General features: G+C 74.5%; 20 protein-coding genes. 8 read left to right on the forward strand and 12 right to left on the reverse strand.

Going from position 1 to position 21,546, the window contains the following annotated elements:
- Positions 1-85: 85 nt before the first annotated feature.
- Positions 86-991 carry a PD-(D/E)XK nuclease family protein gene (locus tag KPL57_RS48495; RefSeq protein ID WP_226357196.1) on the forward strand — a complete coding sequence of 302 codons (906 nt, stop codon included), beginning with the start codon at positions 86-88 and terminating at the stop codon, positions 989-991.
- Between the two features lie 7 nt (positions 992-998).
- Positions 999-1,844, forward strand: a complete 846-nt coding sequence (locus KPL57_RS48500; protein ID WP_226357197.1) for a thioesterase family protein — start codon at positions 999-1,001, stop codon at positions 1,842-1,844.
- A gap of 99 nt (positions 1,845-1,943) precedes the next feature.
- On the opposite strand, the gene hisG is transcribed toward KPL57_RS48500, so the two are convergent.
- The 4 genes from hisG to metH form a co-directional block, all read right to left on the reverse strand.
- Positions 1,944-2,834: an ATP phosphoribosyltransferase gene (hisG, locus tag KPL57_RS48505; RefSeq protein WP_100877718.1), complete on the reverse strand. Its 891-nt coding sequence runs from the start codon at positions 2,832-2,834 to the stop codon at positions 1,944-1,946.
- Positions 2,835-2,887: 53 nt separating this feature from the next.
- Positions 2,888-3,151 (reverse strand): phosphoribosyl-ATP diphosphatase, encoded by a 264-nt coding sequence (locus tag KPL57_RS48510; protein ID WP_062395155.1) that lies wholly within the window; start codon positions 3,149-3,151, stop codon positions 2,888-2,890.
- A gap of 165 nt (positions 3,152-3,316) precedes the next feature.
- Positions 3,317-4,018, reverse strand: a complete 702-nt coding sequence (locus KPL57_RS48515; protein WP_226357198.1) for an HAD family phosphatase — start codon at positions 4,016-4,018, stop codon at positions 3,317-3,319.
- Positions 4,011-7,703, reverse strand: coding sequence for a methionine synthase (gene metH, locus KPL57_RS48520; RefSeq protein ID WP_226357199.1), 3,693 nt, complete (start codon positions 7,701-7,703; stop codon positions 4,011-4,013). The genes KPL57_RS48515 and metH overlap by 8 nt, the downstream gene beginning before the upstream one ends.
- A 99-nt stretch (positions 7,704-7,802) precedes the next feature.
- On the opposite strand from metH, the gene KPL57_RS48525 reads away from it, so the two are divergent.
- On the forward strand, positions 7,803-8,693 hold the full coding sequence (locus KPL57_RS48525; RefSeq protein ID WP_226357200.1) for a PAC2 family protein: 891 nt from the start codon (positions 7,803-7,805) through the stop codon (positions 8,691-8,693).
- A gap of 13 nt (positions 8,694-8,706) precedes the next feature.
- Positions 8,707-9,828, forward strand: a complete 1,122-nt coding sequence (locus KPL57_RS48530; protein ID WP_226357201.1) for an MFS transporter — start codon at positions 8,707-8,709, stop codon at positions 9,826-9,828.
- A 4-nt stretch (positions 9,829-9,832) separates the two neighbouring features.
- Here the strand turns inward: KPL57_RS48530 and KPL57_RS48535 are convergent, their stop codons facing one another.
- From KPL57_RS48535 to KPL57_RS48550, 4 genes are all read right to left on the reverse strand, one after another.
- Complete coding sequence (locus tag KPL57_RS48535; protein WP_226357202.1) at positions 9,833-10,192, reverse strand: DUF2237 family protein; 360 nt, start codon at positions 10,190-10,192, stop codon at positions 9,833-9,835.
- 56 nt (positions 10,193-10,248) lie between these two features.
- Entirely contained in the window at positions 10,249-11,487 is a 1,239-nt protein-coding gene (gene mshC / locus KPL57_RS48540; RefSeq protein ID WP_226357203.1) for a cysteine--1-D-myo-inosityl 2-amino-2-deoxy-alpha-D-glucopyranoside ligase, read from the reverse strand.
- Between the two features lie 88 nt (positions 11,488-11,575).
- Positions 11,576-11,755 carry a hypothetical protein gene (locus KPL57_RS48545; protein WP_226357204.1) on the reverse strand — a complete coding sequence of 60 codons (180 nt, stop codon included), beginning with the start codon at positions 11,753-11,755 and terminating at the stop codon, positions 11,576-11,578.
- The gene (locus KPL57_RS48550) at positions 11,752-12,744 is read right to left on the reverse strand and encodes a bile acid:sodium symporter family protein (RefSeq protein WP_226357205.1); all 993 of its coding nucleotides are present in this window, start codon (positions 12,742-12,744) and stop codon (positions 11,752-11,754) included. Before KPL57_RS48550 ends, KPL57_RS48545 begins: the two co-directional genes overlap by 4 nt.
- 79 nt (positions 12,745-12,823) lie before the next feature.
- Between KPL57_RS48550 and KPL57_RS48555 the strand changes: the two genes are divergently transcribed.
- Together KPL57_RS48555 and KPL57_RS48560 are read left to right on the forward strand one after the other, a co-directional pair.
- On the forward strand, positions 12,824-13,699 hold the full coding sequence (locus KPL57_RS48555) for a LysR family transcriptional regulator (RefSeq protein ID WP_226357206.1): 876 nt from the start codon (positions 12,824-12,826) through the stop codon (positions 13,697-13,699).
- Between the two features lie 11 nt (positions 13,700-13,710).
- On the forward strand, positions 13,711-14,490 hold the full coding sequence (locus KPL57_RS48560; protein ID WP_374203885.1) for a transporter substrate-binding domain-containing protein: 780 nt from the start codon (positions 13,711-13,713) through the stop codon (positions 14,488-14,490).
- Between the two features lie 88 nt (positions 14,491-14,578).
- Here KPL57_RS48560 and KPL57_RS48565 read toward each other — a convergent pair whose 3' ends face one another.
- Together KPL57_RS48565 and KPL57_RS48570 are read right to left on the reverse strand one after the other, a co-directional pair.
- Positions 14,579-16,537 (reverse strand): VWA domain-containing protein, encoded by a 1,959-nt coding sequence (locus KPL57_RS48565; RefSeq protein WP_226357207.1) that lies wholly within the window; start codon positions 16,535-16,537, stop codon positions 14,579-14,581.
- Entirely contained in the window at positions 16,530-17,924 is a 1,395-nt protein-coding gene (locus KPL57_RS48570) for a sigma 54-interacting transcriptional regulator (protein WP_226357208.1), read from the reverse strand. The genes KPL57_RS48565 and KPL57_RS48570 overlap by 8 nt, the downstream gene beginning before the upstream one ends.
- A gap of 104 nt (positions 17,925-18,028) precedes the next feature.
- On the opposite strand from KPL57_RS48570, the gene KPL57_RS48575 reads away from it, so the two are divergent.
- Positions 18,029-18,679, forward strand: a complete 651-nt coding sequence (locus tag KPL57_RS48575; RefSeq protein ID WP_226357209.1) for a TetR/AcrR family transcriptional regulator — start codon at positions 18,029-18,031, stop codon at positions 18,677-18,679.
- Positions 18,676-19,851, forward strand: coding sequence for an oxygenase MpaB family protein (locus KPL57_RS48580; protein WP_226357210.1), 1,176 nt, complete (start codon positions 18,676-18,678; stop codon positions 19,849-19,851). Before KPL57_RS48575 ends, KPL57_RS48580 begins: the two co-directional genes overlap by 4 nt.
- Positions 19,852-19,853: 2 nt before the next feature.
- Here the strand turns inward: KPL57_RS48580 and KPL57_RS48585 are convergent, their stop codons facing one another.
- Both KPL57_RS48585 and KPL57_RS48590 read right to left on the reverse strand, forming a co-directional pair.
- Complete coding sequence (locus KPL57_RS48585; RefSeq protein ID WP_226357211.1) at positions 19,854-20,630, reverse strand: hypothetical protein; 777 nt, start codon at positions 20,628-20,630, stop codon at positions 19,854-19,856.
- Positions 20,627-21,532, reverse strand: a complete 906-nt coding sequence (locus KPL57_RS48590; protein ID WP_226357212.1) for a M56 family metallopeptidase — start codon at positions 21,530-21,532, stop codon at positions 20,627-20,629. The genes KPL57_RS48585 and KPL57_RS48590 overlap by 4 nt, the downstream gene beginning before the upstream one ends.
- Positions 21,533-21,546: the final 14 nt, after the last annotated feature.

A 21,546-nucleotide genomic window follows, 5' to 3' on the forward strand; every position in this document is an offset into this window, starting at 1 on the left:
GCGCGCACCCCCGGCCCCGACGCCGGGGCACGTGGGCTCCCCCGCGGCGCCCGGAACCGTCGGGGGTCGCGGCTAGCCTGCCGCCATGACCGCAGCCCCCGCCGACGAGCCCGGCCCGGACCCGGCCGCACCGGGCCCCGCGGTCGTCCCCGCACCGGTCGCGGCTCCGCCGCGGCCGCCCGCGCTGTCACCGTCGCGGGCGGCGGACTTCCGCCGCTGCCCGCTGCTCTACCGGTTCCGCGCGGTCGACCGGCTGCCGGAGCCGCCGTCGCGGGCGCAGGTCCGCGGCACCCTGGTGCACGCCGTGCTGGAGCAGCTGTTCGCGCGGGACCCGGCCGACCGGACCCCACAGGCCGCCCGGGAGCTGCTCGGCCCCTGCTGGGACGACCTCGCCGCCGCCGAGCCCGCCGCGGCAGCGCTGTTCACCTGCCCGGAGGACCCGCAGCTCGCGCTCTGGCTGGACTCGGCCTCGGCGCTGCTCGACCGCTACTTCGCGCTGGAGGACCCGGCCGGCGTCACCGCGACGGCGGTGGAGGCCCGCATCGAGGCGACCCTGCCCGGTGCCGGCGGCGCGGCGCCGGTGCCGCTGCGCGGCATCCTGGACCGGCTCGACGACGGCCCCGACGGGCTGCGGGTGGTCGACTACAAGACCGGCGCGACGCCCGGCGAGGGCTACGAGTCCGGCGTGCTGTTCCAGCTCAAGTTCTACGCGCTGGCCGTCCTGCTGACCCACGGCCGCGTCCCCGACGAGCTGCGCCTGCTCTACCTGGCCGACGGCACCGCCCTGACCTACCGGCCCGACGCCGAGGAGCTCACCCGCTTCGGGCGCCTGCTCGAGGCGGTGTGGACCGCCATCCGGCTCGCCGCCCCCACCGGGGACTTCCGGCCCCGCACCGGCCCGGCCTGCCGCACCTGCGACCACAAGGCCCACTGCCCCGCCTGGGGCGGCACTCCCCCGCCCTACCCCGGCTGGCCGGGCGGCGCGGCATGATCGACGGGTGAGCGCACCGCCCCCGATCCCGCCCGGCCCGTTCTACCTGCCCCGCGGCGAGCAGACCGCCGACGGCGTCACCCACGCCGCGTTCGAGGCGACGCCGTCGACGACCGGCCCCTGGTTCGCCGACGCCCAGCACATGGGCCCGCCCTCGGCGCTGCTGGTCCGCGCCCTCGAACGGCTGCCCGAGTCCCGCCCCGGCGGCGCCGAGGCCGGGTGGCGGATCGCCCGCGTCACCGTCGAGGTGCTCGGGGCGGTGCCCGCCGGGCCGGTCACGGTCACCGCGGGCGTCGAGCGGCCCGGGCGGACGATCGAGCTGCTGTCGGCGACGATGCGCGCCGGTGACCGGGACGTGCTCCGGGCCCGGGCCTGGCGGCTCGCCGCGTCCGACACCGCCGTCGTCGCGCAGGGGCAGGCGGCCGCGCTGCCCGGGCGGGACGCCGCCGTCGTGCGCACCGAGCGGCCGGACGGCTGGCTGCCCGGGTTCCTCGACGCGATCGAGTGGGCCTGGCTCGACGGGGGCCGCCTCGGCGACGAAGGCCCGGGGCGCGGCTGGATCCGCATGCGGGTCCCGCTCGTCGAGGGCGAGGAGCCGAGCCCGGCGCAGCGGCTGATGGTCGCCGCGGACTGTGCGAACGGGCTCGCCGCACCGCTGGACGTGACGCGCTGGCTGTTCGTCAACACCGAGCTGACGGTGCACCTGCACCGGGCCCCGGCCGGCGAGTGGATCGGCGTGGACGCCGCGACCGTCGTCGGGCCGGACGGGCTGGGCACCTGCTCGGCCACCCTGTTCGACGACGACGGGCACACCGGCCGGATCGCCCAGTCCCTGACCGTCCGGGCCCGCTAGCCGTACGGCGGCACCGCCCGGGCGACGCGACGGCGGCCCGCCACCGGAGTCACCGGGGGCGGGCCGCCGTGGGGGGAACGGACGTCGGACGGGGTGGGCTCAGTGGCCGTGGCCGTTGACCGTCATCGCGCGGCAGGACCGGATCTCCGAGGTGAGGATCGCGGTGGCGCCGATGTCGGCGAGCTTGTCCATCACGCGGTTCGTGTCCTTGGTGCGCACCATCGTGCGGACCGCGACCCAGCCCTTCTTCGACAGCGGCGAGACCGTCGGCGCCTGCAGGCCCGGCGCGACCTTCTCCACGGCCTCCAGCAGCCCCTCCGGGCAGTCGAAGTCCATCATCAGGTACTCGCGGGCCACGACGACGCCCTGCAGCCGGTCGGCGAAGACCTTCTTCAGGCGGGTGGTCTCGGCGTCCTCGGCGCGGTCGTGCCGCTTCTCCCGCTCGATGAGCGTGGCCTGCGAGGTGGCGATGGCCTCGCCGATGATCTGCAGACCGTGCTGGCGCAGCGTGCGCCCGGAGGACACGACGTCGGCGATCGCGTCGGCCAGACCCAGCTGGATGGAGATCTCCACCGCGCCGTCGAGCTTCACGATCTCCGCGCCGATCCGCTTGCCGGACAGGTACGAGCGGACCAGGCGGGGGTAGGACGTCGCGATCTTGCGGCCGTCGAGGTCCTCGATCTTCCAGTCGGCGTCGGCCGGGGCCGCGAAGTGGAACCGCGACTTGCCGAAGCCGAGCGGGATGATCTCCTGGGTCTGGCTGCCCGACTCCTCCATGAGGTCGAAGCCGGTGACGCCCAGATGCAGGTCACCCTTGCCGACGTAGGTCGCGATGTCCTTGGGCCGCAGGTAGAAGAACTCGATCTCGTTCTCGTCGTCGACCACGCTGAGGTCGCGTGAGTCGGTCCGCTGGCGGTACCCCGCCTCGCGCATCATCGTCGCGGCGGGCTCGGCCAGGGTGCCCTTGTTCGGCAGTGCCACGCGGAGCATTTCCGCTCTCCTGACGGTCGTCGTCGGTGGTGGTGTCGGTGGGTCGGGTCGACCTACAGATGCTTGTACACGTCCTCGAGGGTGAGCCCCCGCTGGAGCATGATCACCTGCAGCCGGTACAGCAGCTGCGAGATCTCCTCCGCCAGCTCGTCGTCGCCCTGGTACTCGGCGGCGATCCAGACCTCACCGGCCTCCTCGAGCACCTTCTTGCCCTGGGCGTGCACCCCGGCGTCCAGCGCGGCGACGGTTCCCGAACCGGCCGGCCGCTCCTGGGCCTTGGCCTGCAGCTCGGCGAACAAGTCGTCGAATGTCTTCACGGGTACCAGTGTGAACGGTGACCCACGCCGCACGCCGGGCGCATCCGGGGCGGTAAGCCGTGTGGGCAACGGACCGCGCCGGATGGTTCACCCGGAGTGAGCAAGACCAGGTCGAGGTGCCGCTCGTCGCCGCGAACGGCCCGCTCACACCGGCCGTTGGGCCGTTCAGCGGGCCCGGACCTCCGCGAGGACCGCCCCGAGCTCGGCCGGCCCGATCCCGGCGAGGGTCTCGCGCAGCACCCGGCGCGGACCGGCGGGCACGTCGAGCTCGCAGGGCACCACCAGCACCGCGCAGCCGGCCCGCTCGGCCGACAGCGCACCCGTCGGCGAGTCCTCCACCGCGACGCAGTCGCCCGGGTCGACCCCGAGCAGCTCGGCGCCGCGCCGGTAGGGCTCGGGCTGCGGCTTGGGCTCGCGCACCTCGTCGCCGGGCACGACGGCGGTGAAGTGCTCCCGGCCCAGGGTCTCCAGCGCCCGCTCCACCAGCACCCGGATGGTGTTGGTGACGAGCACGGCCGGGATGCCCGCCTCGCGCAGGGCGCCGAGCAGCTCCCGGGCGCCGGGCCGCCACGGCACGCCGTGGGAGAACAGCTCCCCGGCGCGGTCGTAGAGCCACTCGCCGGTCTCCCGGTACTCGTCGGCGGGGATCGTGTCGGGGTCGCGCCCGGCCTCCCGGAAGCAGATCCGCAGCGACGAGTCGAGCGAGCCGCCGACGGACTCCAGCCGGGCCTCGAGGCTCAGCTCCGGGGCGCCGAGGTGCTTCATGAGGTCGTTGAGGGCGACCTCCCACACCTTCTCCGAGTCGATCAGGGTGCCGTCCATGTCCAGCAGCACGCCCGCGGGCCGGGTCGTCGTCGGCTCAGGCATCGGGGGTGTACCCCAGGTTCGGGCGCAGCCACTTCTCGACGACGGCGACGTCCACGCCGAGCCGGCCGGCGTAGTCGGCGACCTGGTCGGGCCCGATCCGGCCGACGGTGAAGTACCGCGACTCCGGGTGGGCGAACATCATGCCGCTGACCGCGGCCGCCGGGGTCATGGCGAAGGACTCGGTGAGCCCCACGCCGGTCTCCTCGGCGCCCAGCAGGTCGAACAGCGGCCGCTTGAGCGTGTGGTCCGGGCAGGCCGGGTAGCCGAACGCGGGCCGGATGCCCCGGAACCGCTCGGCGTGCAGGTCCTCGACGGCCTGGTTCGCGTCGGGCTCGAACCACTCGCGGCGGGCCTGCCGGTGGGCGTACTCGGCGAAGGCCTCGGCGAGCCGGTCGGCCAGCGCCTTCACCATGATCGCCTTGTAGTCGTCGAGCGCGGTCTCGAACTCCTTCGCCATGTCCTCGGCGCCGTGGATGGACACCGCGAACGCGCCGAGGTGGTCCCCGGCGGGCGCCACGTAGTCGGCGAGGCTGCGGTTGGCCCGCCCCTGCGGCTTGACCGTCTGCTGGCGCAGCATCGGCAGCCGCACGTCACCGCCGTCGGGTGAGATCACGATGTCCTCGCCCTCGGCGCGGGCCGGCCAGAAGCCGTAGACGCCGCGGGCGGTGAACCGGTCCTCGGCGATGATCTGGTCGAGCATCGCGTTGGCGTCGTCGTAGAGCTCCTTGGCGACCGGCGAGTTCAGGATCTGCGGGAACTTGCCCTTCAGCTCCCAGGCCAGGAACAGGAACTGCCAGTCGATCAGCTCGCGGAGCTCGGCGATCGTCGGCTCGCACGGCCGGACCCCGGTGAACTCCGGGACGGGCAGCTCGCCGAAGTCGATGCTCTCGCGGTTGGCGACGGCGTCGGCGAAGGGCAGCAGCGGCTTGGCCTGCCGTCCCTCGTGCTGCTCGCGCAGCCGCTGCTGGTCGGCCTCGTTGCGCTGGGACAGGGCCTCGGCGCGGTCGTCGTCGAGCAGGTCGGACACGACCCCGACGACCCGGGAGGCGTCGATGACGTGCAGGACGTCGCCCTGGTACTGCTGGGCGATCTTCACCGCGGTGTGCTGGCGGGAGGTCGTGGCGCCGCCGATGAGCAGCGGCAGCTTCAGGCCGCGCCGCTCCATCTCGGTGGCCACGTTCACCATCTCGTCGAGCGAGGGGGTGATGAGGCCGGACAGCCCGACGACGTCGGCGCCCTCGGCGACGGCGGTGTCGAGGATGGTCTGCGCGGGCACCATCACGCCGAGGTCGATGACCTCGTAGCTGTTGCAGCCCAGCACGACCCCGACGATGTTCTTGCCGATGTCGTGCACGTCGCCCTTGACCGTGGCCATGACGACCTTGCCGTGGCCGCGGGCGTCGATCTCGCCGCGGGCCTTGGCCTCCTCCTTCTCCTTCTCCATGAAGGGCTCGAGGTAGGCGACGGCGCGCTTCATCACGCGGGCGGACTTCACGACCTGGGGCAGGAACATCTTGCCGTCGCCGAACAGGTCGCCGACGACCTTCATGCCGTCCATCAGCGGGCCCTCGATGACGTCGAGCGGCCGCGCGGCCTGCGCGCGGGCCTCCTCGGTGTCGGCCTCGACGAAGTCGACGATGCCGTGCACGAGCGCGTGCGACAGGCGGGCGCGGACGTCGGCCTCCCGCCAGGACAGGTCGACCTTGCGCTGGGTGCCCTCGCCCTTGAACCGGTCGGCGTTCTCCACGAGCCGGTCGGTGGCGTCGGGGCGGCGGTTGAACAGGACGTCCTCGACCATCTCGAGCAGGTCGGCCGGGATGTCCTGGTAGACCGCGAGCTGGCCGGCGTTGACGATGCCCATGTCCAGGCCGGCCTTGATGGCGTGGAACAGGAAGGCCGAGTCCATGGCCTCGCGGACGACGTTGTTGCCGCGGAAGGCGAAGGACAGGTTCGAGACACCACCGGAGATGTGGGCGCCGGGGCAGCGCTCCTTGATCCGGGGGCAGGCCTCGATGAAGTCCTTCGCGTAGTCGTTGTGCTCCTCCATGCCGGTGGCGATGGCGAGGATGTTCGGGTCGAAGATGATGTCGTGCGGGTCGAGCCCGGCCTTCTCGACGAGCAGGTCGTAGGCGCGGCCGCAGATCTCGACCTTGCGGTCGGCGGTGTCGGCCTGGCCGGTCTCGTCGAAGGCCATGACCACGACGCCCGCGCCGTAGGCCTTGACCTTGCGGGCCTGCTCCAGGAAGGGCTCCTCGCCCTCCTTGAGGCTGATCGAGTTGACGACGCCCTTGCCCTGCACGCACTGCAGGCCCGCCTCGATCACCGACCACCGCGAGCTGTCGATCATGATCGGCAGCCGGGCGACCTCGGGCTCGGTGGCCAGCAGGTTGAGGAAGGTGCGCATCTCGTCGGCGGACTCGAGCAGGTCGGCGTCCATGTTGACGTCGAGCATGTTCGCGCCGCCGCGGACCATGTCCAGCGCGACGTCGAGCGCGCCGTTGTAGTCCTGGGACTCGATGAGCCTGCGGAACCGCTTGGAGCCGGTGACGTTGGTCCGCTCACCGATCATCACGAAACCGGTGTCGGGGCCGATCTCGAAGCGCTCCAGGCCGGAGAAGCGGGTGCGCCGCGGGGCCTCGGTCGGCACCCGCGGCGGCAGCCCCTTGACCCGGTCGGCGATGTGGCGGATGTGCTCCGGGCCGGTGCCGCAGCAGCCGCCGACGATGTTGACCAGCCCGGACTCGGCGAACTCCTTGAGGAAGTCCGCGGTCTGCTCGGGGGTCTCGTCGTAGCCACCGAAGGCGTTCGGCAGGCCCGCGTTGGGGTAGGTGGCGACGAACGCGTCGCTGATCTCGGCGAGCGCGACGGCGTGCGGGCGCATCTCGTCGGCGCCCAGCGCGCAGTTCAGCCCGACGACGAGCGGCGCGGCGTGGCGCACCGAGGTCCAGAACGCGTCGACGGTCTGCCCCGACAGGGTGCGCCCGGAGCGGTCGACGATGGTCACCGAGATCCACACCGGAAGGTGCGGGGCGACGTCGTGCGCGGCCTGCAGCGCGGCCTTCGAGTTCAGCGTGTCGAAGATGGTCTCGATCAGCAGGACGTCGACGCCGCCGGAGTCCAGCGCGGCGATCTGCTGGGCGTAGGAGTCGTAGACCTGCTCGTAGGTCACCGCGCGGTAGGCGGGGTCGTCGACCTTCGGCGACAGCGACAGCGTGACGTTCAGCGGACCGATGGAGCCGGCCACCCACCTGGGCTCGCCGGTGGCCTTCTCGGCCTCGTCGGCGGCCTCGCGGGCCAGCCGCGCCGCGGCCACGTTCATCTCGTCGACCTTCGACTCCAGGCCGTAGTCCGCCTGGCCGATCGTGGTCGCGGTGAAGGTGTTGGTCGTCGTCAGGTCGGCGCCCGCGTCGAAGTAGTTGCGGTGCGCCTGGAGGATCAGGTCCGGACGGGTGAGGTTGAGCAGGTCCGGGTCGCCGTTGGTGTCCTTGGGGTGGCCGTGCAGCCAGTCCGCGGAGTAGTCCTCCGGGGTCAGGCCGAGGCCCTGGATGACGGTGCCCCAGGCGCCGTCGATCACACCGATGCGACGACCGAGGAGCTCCGTCAGCTGCTCGGTACGCTGCGCCGCCCGCCGGACCCGTTCGGGGTCGACCGGACGGAGGGTGCTGTCGTGCGCAGAGGTGCCCACCGAGTGATCCGCTCCCGTCGTAGATGACACGATCAGCCACGGTACCTGGTAGAGGGGGAGGAACCCGGCCCCGCGCCCGCGGGGTCGTAGGCTGGGGTGATGACCGACCGAGAGCCGAGCATCACGGGTGGCGACAGCACTCCGCAGCTGGTCGATCCGGTCCTCATCGCCGCGTTCGAGGGATGGAACGACGCCGGTGAGGCCGCGAGCACCGCGCTGGAGCACCTCGAGCTCAGCTGGGACGCGAAGCCTCTGACCTCGATCGATCCCGAGGAGTACTACGACTTCCAGGTCACGCGCCCGCACGTCAAGCTCTCCGACGGCGTCACCCGGCGGATCGAGTGGCAGACCACGCGGCTGTCGTGGGCGACGCTGCCGGGCACCGACCGGCATGTCGTCCTGGTGAACGGGATCGAGCCGAACCTGCGCTGGAAGACGTTCTGCGCGGAGCTGGTGGGCCACGCGGAGCGTCTCGGCGTGACGAAGGTCATCACATTGGGAGCCCTGCTCACCGAGGTCCCGCACACCCGTCCGACACCGGTGAACGGCACCTCCTGGGACGCGGAGTCGCAGAAGGCGATGGGCACCGAGCCGTCGAACTACGAGGGCCCGACCGGGATCGTCGCGGTCTTCCAGCAGGCCTGCGTTCAGGCCGGCATCCCGGCCGTCTCCTACTGGGCCGAGGTGCCGCACTACGTCTCGCAGGCCCAGGTCCCGAAGGCCGCGGTCGCGCTGCTGCACCGGATCGAGGAGTCCCTCGACGTCGAGGTGCCGCTCGGGGTGCTGCCCGAGAAGGCCGAGGAGTGGGAGCGGACCGTCTCGGAGATGGCCGACGCCGACGACGAGGTCCGCGAGTACGTGCGCCAGCTGGAGGAGCAGGCCTCGGAGTCCGACGACGAGGAGGCCCGCACCGAGCTGCGCGAGACCTCCGGGGACTCCATCGCGGCGGACTTCGAGCGCTACCTGCGCCGCCGCGGCCCCAACTCCTGACCGGCCGCGGCTCGTGGTGGCGCTGCGCCGAGCGGCGCTGTTCCTGGGCGCCTTCCTCGGGCCCTTCGGCGGTGGCCTGACCGCGGCGATGCTGCCGGAGCTGGGCGCCGACTTCGGCGTCCCGACGGCGACGGCGTCGGTCTCGATCACCGCCTACCTGCTGCCGTTCGCCGGGGTCATGCTCGTCTCAGGCACCCTCGGCGACCGGTGGGGCCGGGGCCGCACCGTCGTCGCCGGGTACGCGCTCTACGTCGTCGCCTCGCTGGCCTGCGTCCTGGCGGTGGCCTGGCCGGTCTTCCTGGCCGGGCGGGCACTGCAGGGCGTCGCGAACGCGTTCACCACTCCGGTGCTGCTGGCGGCGCTGGCCGCCGCGGTGGAGCCGGACCGGCTGGGCCGGGCGCTGGGCTGGTTCGGGTCGCTGCAGGCGGCCGGGCAGACCTCGGCACCGCTGGTGGGCGGGCTGGCCGCGGAGCTGGACTGGCGGCTGGCCTTCGGCGGGGCCGCCGTGGTCGCGCTCGAGCTGGCGGTGATCGGCACCCCCGGGGGCGCGGGCACCGCGCCCGCCGGCGCTCCCCCGCGGCTGCGGGCGGCCTGGACCGGTCCGGTGCTGCGGCTCGGGCTGGTCGCCGGGATCGGCTGGGGCTGCCTGGCGGGCCTGAACTTCCTGCTGGCGCTGCGCCTGGAGGAGACCTTCGGCCTCGGGGCGGGCGGGCGCGGGCTGGTGCTGACCGCGCTGGGCGTGGCCGGCATCCTCACCGCCCGGCTGATCGGGGGCGCGGTGGACCGGTTCGGCGCCCGGCGCTGCGTGGTCGCCGGGACCGTCGTCGGCGGGGTGCTCGTCTCGCTGATCGGGGTGGTGCCGGTGCTGGGCGTCGTCGTCGCGCTGTGGGCGCTGGGCGGGGTGTGCGGCCAGCTGATCCTGGTCGGGGTGAACACCCTGGTCCTGGGCGCGAACGGGGGCGGCGGCGCGGTGTCGGTCGTGCAGGCGGTCCGCTTCGCCGGGACGGCCGCGTCGCCGGTGGCGCTGACGCCGGTCTACCACGCGGACCCGGTGCTCGCGTTCCTCGCGCCCGCCGCGCTGCTGGCGGCGGGCGCGCCCGCCGTGCTCGCGGCCGACCGGCCGCGCCGCGCCTGAGCCCTCACCCGGCGGCGTGCGCCCGCAGGTCGCCGAGGTCGACCCACTCGAGGGTGCGGGCGTGCGTCGCCTCGAGCACCACCGGCGGTGCGACACCCTCGCGCAGCGCCTCGGCCCAGCGGCTCGCGCACAGGCACCACCGGTCCCCCGGCACCAGGCCGGGGAACCCGAACCCCGGGTTCGGGGTCGTCAGGTCGTTGCCCTGCTCGCGGGAGAAGTCGAGGAACTCGGCGGTGACGCGGGCGCAGACGGTGTGCACGCCCGCGTCCTCGCCACCGGTGTCGCAGCATCCGTTGCGGTAGAAGCCGGTGAGCGGATCCGTCCCGCAGGTCTCCTGCTCACCGCCCAGCACGTTGAGGGCCATCCGTGGAGTCTCCCGGCCGGGCGCCCGTCGTGCCGGCCGGGTGGGTACCGGACCGGCTACAGGCGCACGCCGAGCAGGGCGTCCAGCGCGGTGCGCACCTGCTGCGGGGCCGTGGTGTCGGTGCCGCGGCGGGTGAGCGCCTCCTCCGCCCAGGCGTCGACGGCGGCGAGCGCACCGGGGGTGTCGAGGTCGTCGGCGAGGTGGGTCCGCAGCTTCGCGACCAGCTCGGCCGCGTCCGGCCCGGCATCGAGACCGACGGCCTCGCGCCAGCGGGTCACCCGCCGGTCGCCCTTCGCGTGCACCTCGTCGGTCCAGGACCGGTCGGTGCGGTAGTGCCCGTCGAGCAGGGCGACCCGGATGACGTTCGGGTCGACGCGGGCGTTGCGCAGCTTCGAGACGAAGACCAGGTTGCCCTTGGACTTCGACATCTTCTCGCCGTCGAGGCCGATCATGCCGGTGTGCACGTAGTGCCGGGCGAACGGGTGCTCACCGGTGAGGGACTCGGTGTGCAGGGCGCCGCACTCGTGGTGCGGGAAGATCAGGTCCGAGCCGCCGCCGTTGAGGTCGATCTGCGGGCCGAGCCGGTTCAGGCCGATCGCGGCGCACTCCACGTGCCAGCCGGGGCGGCCGCGGCCGAGGCCGGAGTCCCAGGCGGGCTCGCCGGGGCGCGCGGTGCGCCACAGCAGCGGGTCGAGCCGGTTGCGCTTGCCCGGCCGGTCCGGGTCGCCGCCGCGCTCGGCGGAGAACCTCAGCATGGTGTCGAGGTCGTAGTTCGACTCGTAGCCGAAGTGCCCGGTGGCGGTCACGTCGTGGTAGACGTCGGGGTACTCCGGGTCGTCGATCCGGTAGGCCGCACCGGCGGCGACGAGCTTCTCGACCAGCTCGGCGATCTCGGGGATCGCCTCGACCGCGCCGACGAACTGGCGGGGCGGCAGCACCCGCAGCGCCTCCATGTCCTCGCGGAACAGGGCGGTCTCGCGCAGGCCCAGCACGACCCAGTCGTCCTGGTCGCGCTCGGCGCGCTCCAGCAGCGGCTCGTCGATGTCGGTGACGTTCTGGACGTAGTGCACGTCGTGGCCGAGGTCGCGCCAGTAGCGGTTGACCAGGTCGAACGTCAGGTAGGTGGCGGCGTGGCCGAGGTGGGTCGCGTCGTAGGGGGTGATCCCGCAGACGTACATCGTCGCGACCGGGCCCGGCGCCGTGGGCCGGACCCGGCCGGTGGCGGTGTCGTGCAGGCGCAGCGGCGGGCCGCTGCCCTCCAGTGCCGGGACGTCGGTCGGGGCCCAGGTCTCCATGCGGTCAAACCTACCTAGCTCTCGGAAGCGGTCACGCATGCGAACGCGCGGCGTCCGTCGCAGATTCCGGTGCGGGACGGGGTGCCGGTCACCACCACTCGACGTCGAGCTTGGACTCGATGTCGCGGACGTGCCGGCGGGCGCAGGCCGGGCACAGCCGGCCGTCGCGGCCGCGCTCGTCGCGGTCGGACACCCAGCCCGCGACGGCGGCGACCCCGGCGTCGTCGGGACCGGGGGCGCCGCAGAGGCGGCAGACGGGCGGCGTCACGCCCGCGATGGTGCTCCGGCGGCCCGGTCGGTGTCGAGCGCCGCACGTCGCCTGCCGACCCGGTCGGCGATCATTGCGCAGGCCATCAGCTGGATCTGGTGGAACAGCATGAGCGGCAGCACCACCAGCGCCCCGGCGGGGCCGCCGAACAGCACACCGGCGATCGGCAGCCCGCTGGCCAGCGACTTCTTCGACCCGCAGAACACGATCGCGATGCGGTCGGCGTCGTCGAAACCGAGCGCGCGGGCCCCGAACGAGGTCGCCACGAGCACCAGCGCGAGCAGCACCAGGCAGATCCCGAGCAGCACGAGCAGCGAGACCGGGGTGAGCCGTCCCCAGATACCGGCGACGACGCCCTCGCTGAACGCGGCGTAGACGACGAGCAGGATCGACCCGCGGTCCACCAGCGAGAGCCGCTTCTTGTGCCGGGCCACGAACCGGCCGATCAACGGCCGTGCGGCCTGCCCGGCGAGGAAGGGCACCAGCAGGCGCAGCGCGATGTCACCGAAGCTCGACGCGTCGAACCCGCCGCTGGTGGCCAGCAGCAGCGCGGCCAGCACCGGGGTGAGGACCACCCCGAGCACGTTCGACACCGACGCCGCGACGATCGCGGCGGGCACGTTGCCGCGGGCGATGCCGGTGAAGGCGATCGAGGACTGCACGGTCGACGGCAGACAGCACAGGAACACGACGCCGGCGGCGAGCGGCGCGGGCAGCAGCCACTCCGGCAGCAGCAGCACCGACAGGCCGAGCAGCGGGAACAGCACGAACGTCGCCGCCAGGACGGTGCCGTGCAGCCGCCAGTTCCGCAGCCCGCCCAGCGCCTCGGTGGCGGAGAGGCGGGCGCCGTAGAGGAAGAACAGCAGGGCGATCGCGGCGGTGACGGCGACGTCGACGACCCCGACCGCCGCGCCGCGCGCGGGGAACAGCGACGCGACGCCGACGGTCACGAGGAGCAGCACCAGGAACGGATCGGGACGGACTCGCATGGGTTCCATCCTGCAAGCCGTCCGCCCATCGGGAAACCGACTGATCACCATGACTGTGTCCGCGATCTATGATGACCGGGTGCTCGACCCCGTCCAGCTGCGGTCCTTCGCCGCCGTCGCGCGTGCCCGCAGCTTCACCCGGGCCGCCGCCACGCTCGGCGTCGGCCAGTCCACCGTGAGCCAGCACGTGCGGCGTCTGGAGGCGACGGTCGGCCGCCCGCTGCTCGACCGCGACACCCATTCGGTGTCGCTCACCGTCGACGGCGAGGCGATGCTGGAGTTCGCCGCCACCATCCTCGACGCGGGCGACCGGGCGATGGCGCACTTCCGGGCGTCGCGGGTGCACGGCCGGGTGCGGTTCGGGGTGTCGGAGGACCTGGTCCTGACCCGGCTGCCCGCGGTGCTCGCGGACTTCCGCCGCCGCCACCCCGAGGTCGACCTGGAGCTGACCGTCGGCCTGGCGGGCGGGCTCGAACACCGCCTCGACGCCGGGGAGCTGGACCTGATGTTCGCCAAGCGCCTCCCCGGCCCCGACGACGGCCGGCTGGTCGTCCGCCGCGACCGCTTCGTCTGGGTCGGGGCGCCCGGGCTGCCGCTCGGCCCCGGCGACCCGGTGCCGGTCGTCGCCTATCCCCCGCCGAGCCTGTCGCGCACGGCCGCCGTCGGGGCCCTGGAGACGGCCGGGCGGCCGTGGCGGATGGCCTGCACCAGCGGCAGCCTGTCCGGCCTGCGGGCTGCCGCGCTCGCCGGGCTGGGCGTGCTCGCGCACGCCGCGACGCTGGTCCCCGACGGGCTGGAGGTCGTCGGGGACCGTGCCGGGCTGCCCGCGCTGGGCCCGGTGGATCTGGTGCTCGCCCACGGGCGGCGGCGCAGCGACCCGGCCGAGGCGCTGGTCCGCAGCATCCGCACCGCGGACCTCCGTCCGGAGTCGTGGACACCCCCGAACGGCGGCTAGGGTCCCGGGCCGTGCGCCGCCTGCCGATCGTCCTGCTGCTCGCGATGCTGGTCGCCGGATGCGGTGCGCCCGCCGCACCGGGGTCCCCGACGCTGGACCGGGTCGCGTCGTCGCACGTGCTGCGGGTCTGCTCCACCGGGGACTACCGGCCGCTGACCGCGCTGGCCGCGGACGGCACCTGGTCCGGGATCGACGTCGACATGGCCCGCGACCTCGCCGCCGAGCTCGGCGCCCGCGCCGAGCTGGTCCGCACGACCTGGGCGACGCTGCTCGACGACGTCGTCGCCGGGCGCTGCGACATCGCCGTCGGCGGCGTCTCGGTCACCCCGGACCGCGCGGAGCGGGCCGTGTTCACCGAGCCCTACCTGCGCGACGGCAAGACACCGATCGCGCGCTGCCCCGACGTCGCCCGCTACGGCACGGTCGCCGACATCGACCGGCCCGGCGTCCGGGTCGTGGTGAACCCGGGCGGGACCAACGAGCGCTTCGCCCGGGAGACCTTCACCCGCGCGACGATCGTCGACCACCCGGACAACTCCACGATCTTCGACGAGATCGTGGCCGGCCGCGCGGATCTGATGGTCACCGACGCGATCGAGACCCGCTGGCAGGCCGCACAGCACCCCGGGGTGCTCTGCGCGGTGCACCCCGACGCCCCGTTCACCGACTCGGAGAAGGCCTACCTGACCCCCGCCGGGGACCCGGCGTTCACCGGGCGCGTCAACGACTGGCTGCGCACCGCCCGCACCGACGGCACCTGGGACCGCCTCGCCCGCCCCTGGCTCGGCTGAGTCCACACCCCCTGCCGGGCAGCCACACCCGGTGCGACGGGTGTGGCTGCCGGTGAACGGGTGTGGCTGTCGGGACCCGGCCGCGCGGTCAGCCGGTGCGGCGGCGCAGGTAGTCCGAGACCACCTCGGCGCCGAGGCCGTCGAGGTCGGGCTGCACCACCCGCCCCCCGGCGCGGCGGGCGAGCCGGTTCACGAACGACAGCAGCCCCGGGTCGTCGCCGAGCACGAAGAACGTGAACGCCGCGTCCATCCCGATCAGCCGGTCCAGCCCGTCGACGGTCGCCCGCAGCGTGTGCGGGCTGGGCGGGTAGTCGAAGAACGCCTCGCCGTCGCGTTCCAGGTGCGCGGTCGGCTCGCCGTCGGTCACCACCAGGACCACCGGCGTCGCGTCGGGCTGGCGGGCCAGCCGTTCCCGGGCCAGGAGCAGGGCGTGGTGCAGGTTGGTGCCCTGCATGTACACGCCCTCCAGCCCGATCAGCTCGGCCAGGTCCACGGTCTGCGCGTGCCGCCCGAAGGTGATCAGCGACAGGTCGTCGCCGCGGAACCGGGTGGAGATGAGCTGGTGCAGCGCCAGCGCGGTGCGCTTCATCGGCACCCACCGCCCCTCGGCCACCATCGACCACGACGTGTCGACCAGCAGCGTCACCGCGGCCCGGGTGCGCTGCTCGGTCTCGACGATCTCGACGTCGGACACGTCGAGCGCCCGGTCGTCGCCGCCGGCGCGGCGCAGCTGGGCGTTGAGCAGGGTCCGCGGCACCGACCAGGCCTGGGTGTCACCGAAGGCCCACGACCGGGTCGCCCCGGTCGCGTCGCCCGCCGCCCCGGCATGCCGGGTGTCGCGCTGCCCCTGGCGCCCGGAGATCCGGTCGGCGACGTCGCGCAGCACCGACTGCCCGAGCGTCCGCAGCGCCTTGGGCGAGAGCATCAGCGAGCCGTCGGGGGCGCGGCGGAACAGGTCCTGGCGCTGCAGCTCGCGTTCCAGCTCGGCCAGGGTGCGGGCGTCGGCGGCGGCCTCCGGGCCGAGCATCTCGGTGAGCGCGTCGAGGTCGATGTCCTCCATCCGCGCGCCGGGGTAGCTCTGCGCGAGCTGTTCGGCCAGGGCGTCGAGCTGCCCCAGCTCCTCCATCGCGCGGGTCGCCTCGCCCATGCCCATCGGGTTCTCGCCGCGGAAGTTGCCCTCCCCCGACCAGTCCTCGCCCGGGCGCAGGCCCTGCAGCTGGGCGTCGAGCCGGGCCAGCGACTGCGACAGACGCGGGTCGCCGAACGCCTGCTGGGCCAGCTCGGCCAGCTCGGCGCGCTGCTCGGCCGACATCGAGTTCATCATCCGCTGGGCCGCGGCGGCCCGGGCGGCGAGGGCGTCGACCAGCTCCTCGGTGTTCTGCGGGTTCTCCGGGAAGTGCTCGCCGTGCTCGCCCATGAACTCGGCGAACTGCTCGGTGGTGTCCTCGCCGCGGGCGTGGCGGTCGAGCAGGTCGTTGAGGTCGTCGAGCATGGCGTTGATCCGCTCGACATCCTCGGGGGTGGCGTTCTGCATCGCCTGCTTCATGCCCTCGAAGCGCTGGTCGAGCATCTCCCGGCCGAGCAGGTCGCGGATCTCCTGGTAGGCCTCACGGGCGTCGGAGGACCGCCAGTCGTAGGAGTTCAGCTCCCGCACCGAGCCGCCGGTGTCGGGCGGCAGGGCGTCGAGCTGCATCTCGCGGAACCGCGCGTCGTCGGAGTCCTCGTTGCCCAGCGCCTCGCGCTCGGCGTCGAGGGCCCGTTGCAGCAGCTCGCGGACCTCCTGCAGGGTCCCGTCGATGCGGTTGTCGCGCTGCAGGTCCCGGCGCCGCTCCCACACCCGGCGGGTGAGGTCGTCGAGCCCGCGCCGCCCGTCGAGGCCGCGACGGAGCAGCTCCTGCAGCGCCTGGCGCGGCGAGGAGCCCTCCATGACGTCGCGGCCGATCTGGTCCATCGCCGCGCGGATGTCGTACGGCGGCGCCAGCGGGTCGGGCCCGCCGGCGTAGGGGCCGTAGGCGTACCGGCGGCGACGACGCCTGGGATCAGCCATACGACACCGTGTCACCGTCGTCGGACTCGTCCTTGGCGAGCTTGCGGGTCAGGAACAGGTACTCCAGCGCCAGCTCCGCGGCCGAGGCCATCGGGCCCGGGTCCTCGGTGCCCGCGGCGCCGAGCTTGGCGGCGATCTCGGTGAGGGCGTCGACCTGCGGCAGCGCGGCGACGACGTCCTTCGCCGGGATCCGCTCGCCGGTCCGGACCGGGCGGGTCGAGACCGCGACGGCCAGCTCGTCGAGGTCGACCCCGCGCAGCGCGAACCGCGCGGTGTCGGCGGTCGCGCGGCGCAGCAGGTGCTCGAGCACCTCGTCCTCGCGGCCCTCCTCCCCCGACGCGAACTCGATCTTGCCGCGGAGCACCGCGGGGACCGACTCCAGGTCGACGGGCCGGGCGTAGGGGAGCTCCTCGCCGGTCAGCGCGGCACGGCGCAGCGCCGCGGCGGCGACGGTCTCGGCCGCGGCCACGGCGAACCGGGCCGACACCCCCGAGCCCTGGTCGACCGCGGAGGAGTCGCGCAGGTGCCGGGTGAACCGGGCGACGACCTCGAGCAGGTGCCGCGGCACCTCGGCGACGAGCTCGGCCTCCTGCGCGACGAGCTCGACCTCGGGGGCCAGCTCCAGCGGGTAGTGGGTGCGGACCTCGGCGCCGAACCGGTCCTTGAGCGGGGTGATGATCCGCCCGCGGTTGGTGTAGTCCTCGGGGTTCGCGCTGGCCACGAGCAGCACGTCCAGCGGCAGCCGCAGCGTGTAGCCGCGGACCTGGATGTCGCGCTCCTCCATCACGTTGAGCAGCGCGACCTGGATGCGTTCGGCCAGGTCGGGCAGCTCGTTGATGGCGACGATGCCGCGGTGCGACCGCGGGACGAGCCCGAAGTGGATGGTCTCGGGGTCGCCCAGCGAGCGGCCCTCGGCGACCTTGACCGGGTCGACGTCGCCGATCAGGTCGGCGACCGAGGTGTCGGGCGTGGCGAGCTTCTCGGTGTAGCGGTGGTCGCGGTGCACCCAGGCGACCGGCAGGTCGTCGCCGAGCTCGTCGGCGCGCCGGATCGAGGCGGGCACGATCGGCTCGTAGGGGTGCTCGCCGATCTCGGAGCCCTCGATGACGGGGGTCCACTCGTCGAGCAGGCCGGCCAGCGAGCGCAGCAGGCGGGTCTTGCCCTGGCCCCGCTCACCGAGCAGGACGAGGTCGTGACCGGCGAGCAGCGCCCGCTCGAGCTGCGGGACGACGGTGTCGTCGAAGCCGACGATGCCGGGCCAGGGGTCGCGGCCCTCGCGCAGGGCCGCCAGGAGGTTGTCGCGGATCTCGTGCTTCACGGGGCGCTGTACGTGACCGGACGCACGCAGCGCACCGACGGTACGGGGAAGGTCAGGTGTGACGGGCACGATCTCCACGCTACGCCCGGTTCCGGGGTGCAGCGCGTCGTCGCGGAACCGCGTTCCGCGCACCGGACTGGAATCTGTCTGGTTGTACAGATAGTTTGTCGGGTATGGCCGACCCCACCCCCGACGGGCGACGACGACGCGGCGCCGACACCCGTCGCGCGCTGGTGCGGGCCGCCGTCGACGTCGTCACCGCGCACGGCTTCGACCGGCTCACCCTGCGCCAGGTCGCCGACCGCGCCGGCGCCTCGGCCGCGTCGGCGACCTACCACTTCGGCACCGTCGACGCGCTGCTGGAGGCGGTCGCCGCCGAGCTGGAGCACGACGCCGTCGCACGGCTGGGCGAGCTGACCCGGCGGGCCCGCTCCGGTGACCTGACCCTGCTCGACGCCTGCACCGCCTACCTGGTCGACCTGCTCGGCCCCCGCCGGCCGGTGTTCCTGACCATGCTGGAGCTGCGCGTCCGCGTCGCCCGGGGCCACGGCGGCACCGCCACCGGCCCGGCCGCCGCGGAGCCCGACGCGGCGCTGGTCGACCTCATCCAGGACCACGTCGGGAACCGGGAACGGGCCCGCGAGCTGTTCGCCGGGGTCTTCGGGCTGTCCGCGCTGGCCGCGTTCGCCCCCGTCCCGCCGGGCGAGCCCGAGCTGCGGGCCCGGATGGCCCGGCTGCTCGCCGGAGCCGGGCTCGCCACCCACGACGACCGCGCCACCCCGCACGAGACCCCGCACGAGACCCAGGAGGACCGGTTCCCGTGACCGCCACCCGACCCCCCGGCGCGCCCGACCGCGACGCCCTCGCCGCTCGCTTCGGCCCCCGGCGGGCCGACCTCGCGCTGCGCGCTCGGACCGCGGGCGACCCGCTCGCCGACGCCGTCGTCGCCGAGATCCGTGCCGCGGGCCGCGAGGGCGGCCGCGCGCTCACCGCGGCGCTGCAGCGCGGCATCCGCGACGGGCTCGCCTCGCTGACCGATCCCTCCCCCGCCCTCGCGGCCCTGCTCACCTCGGCCGAGTCGCTGCCCGCGGGCACCGACCCCGCGATGCTCGACACCGGGGTCCGGCCCATGTTCACCGCGCCCCCCGCGGTGCACACCCTGTCGCTGTCGGCCGGGGCGCTGCTGCGCACCTACGGCTCCCCGTCGATCGCAGTGCTGCTCGGCACCACCGGACGGCTGGTGGAGTCCGCCGAGCGCCGCCTCACCGAGACCGGCACCTGGCTGCTCGCCGCCACCCTGCCCGGCGGCATGCGCCCCGGCAGCCCCGGCTACGTCGGCACCCTGCAGGTCCGCGTGCTGCACGCCCACATGCGCGTGCTCGCCCGCGAGCGCGGCCTCGACGAAGCCGTGCACGGCGTCCCGGTCAACCAGGTCGACCTGGTCCGGACCTGGCTGGACTTCACCCTCGTCTCGATGCGGGCCGAGGCGACCATCGGGTTCGGGCTCACCCCCGCCGAGACCACCGAGGTCTACGCCTGCTGGCAGCTGCTGGCCCACCAGCTCGGCATCGACCCCGAGCTGGTCCGCGACGTCACCTCGCACGCCGACGCCGAGGAGCTCGACGCGCTGGTCACCGCCGTCACCGGACCGCCCGCCCCCGAGTCACGCGCGCTGGCCGGGGCGCTGATCGGGGCCGTCGCCGCGCTGCTCGTCCAGCCGCTGCGGCTGCCCGTGCCGCAGGGGCGCCGCCTGCTGCAGGCGCTGGCCCGGCGCTTCCACGGCGCCGCGGTGACCACCGGGCTGGGTCTGCGGCGCAGCCCCGGCTGGGAGGTGGCCGTCGCCGTCCTGGGGCGGGTGATCGCGGTGCAGCGCCGGTGGGTCCGGCGCAGCCCGGCGTCGCTGGAGGCCGCGCGGGTCCGCAACGTCGCCGCCACCCGGGCGCTGCTCGCCGACGACCGCGGCGGCCCCTCCCTGTTCGAGACGCACGGCGCCTGAGGTCAGGCCGGGTCGTCCCACCAGCGCTCGGACAGCCCGGCGGCCCCGACGGCCGCGGTCAGCGCGTCGCGGCGCCGGTCCGGCCCGACCAGGACCAGGCCGCCGTGGCCCAGCGCGGCCGCGACCCGGTCGGCGGGCTGCAGGTGCAGCCCCGGCCCGAGGTCCGGCGAGCCGAGCTGCGGGTAGGTGTCGGCGACGGCGAGCAGCGGCCCGCCCGGCCCGTCCCGGCGCCCCCACGGCGCGACGACGTGCGCGACCGACCAGTCCGGCCCCGGCCGGGCCCCGGCGTCGAGGTCGGCGACCGGGGTGGCCGCGGCGACCAGCTCCCCGGTCCACAGCGCGGCCAGCACGCCGACCGGGCCGTCGGCGATGACGGCGTCGAGCAGCGCGGTCAGGCGCGAGGCGGTCCAGTCCCCCGCGGCCGGGACCGCGGCGAGCGACTCCCCGGAGAACTCCTCGACCGCACGACCGAGACCGGCCACCGGGGTGCCCGCCCGCCCGTCGTCCGCGGCGACCGGCAGGCCCCGCAGGTAGTCGGCGTCGGCCGGCGCCCCGGGCGGCCGCGACGACGCGTCGTCGCCCGCCCGCACCCGGGTGCCCGCCGCGTGCGCGAAGGCGGCCACGGTCGGTGCCGGCAGCGACGAGAGCGCGGCCACGAGCAGCCGGGCGACGAACGGCCCGGCCAGCTGGTCGGGCTGGGGCAGCGACGCCGCGTGCACCCGCAGCAGCGCCTCCGCCCCGGGGAACGCACGGACCGGACCGGGCGCCGGGGTGCTCACGGGGCCACCAGCAGCCACACCGGAACCGCGACCAGCGCGACGGCGACCAGACGGACCAGCCAGCGCACCAGCACCGGCAGCGGTGCGGGCGGGGAGGTGATCCGGTCGATCCTGGCCTCCAGCGCGTCGGTGAACGACGACAGCGCCGCCGCCGGCGCGGACCCGCCGACGGCCTTGAGCGCGGTCGCCAGCTCGGTCGGGTCGCACAGCCTGCGGGCGACGTCGTCGGCCCGCATCTCGATCAGCCGGGCGACCGCGAGCTGGGCGTGCACCATGCCGCGCACGAACGGCGCCGTCGCACCCCACGCCACGAAGGGCAGCACGACCAGGTCGTGACGTTCGCGCAGGTGCGCCCGCTCGTGCGCGAGGACGGCGACGACCCCGGGGATGTCGAGCGCGTCCAGCACCCCCGCCGACACCACCAGCCGGGAGCTGCGCCCGGGCAGGCAGTACGCGACGGGGACGGGGTGGTCCAGGACGCGGGTACCGGAGGCGTAGGGCCAGGGCGTGGCGAGCACGTCGAGCAGGTCGCGGTGGCGGCGGCGGGCACGCAGCGTCCGCACGGTGGTGATCACCAGGACCGACAGCAGCCGCAGCAGCACACCGACCGCGATCAGCAGCGCCCCGACGTGCAGCGGGTCCATCCGGTCCGGCCACCGGCCCGCCGACAGCGACGCCGACAGCGCCGCGGCGGCCGAGGGCAGGCTGTGCCCCATCGGGGAGAGCCCGTAGGCCAGCCCCGCGCCGAACAGCGAGATCCCGCCGCCGAGCCCGACGGCCTGCCACAGCAACAGGGCACCGACGGGGTCGCGGCCGGGCCAGCTCGCCCGGGCCAGGGCACGGCTGGCCGGCTCGGCGAGCAGTACGCCGAGCAGTCCGAGTCCGAGCGCGGTCAGCTGCATCGCGTCACATCGTC

The organism is Pseudonocardia sp. ICBG601 (assembly GCF_020496245.1).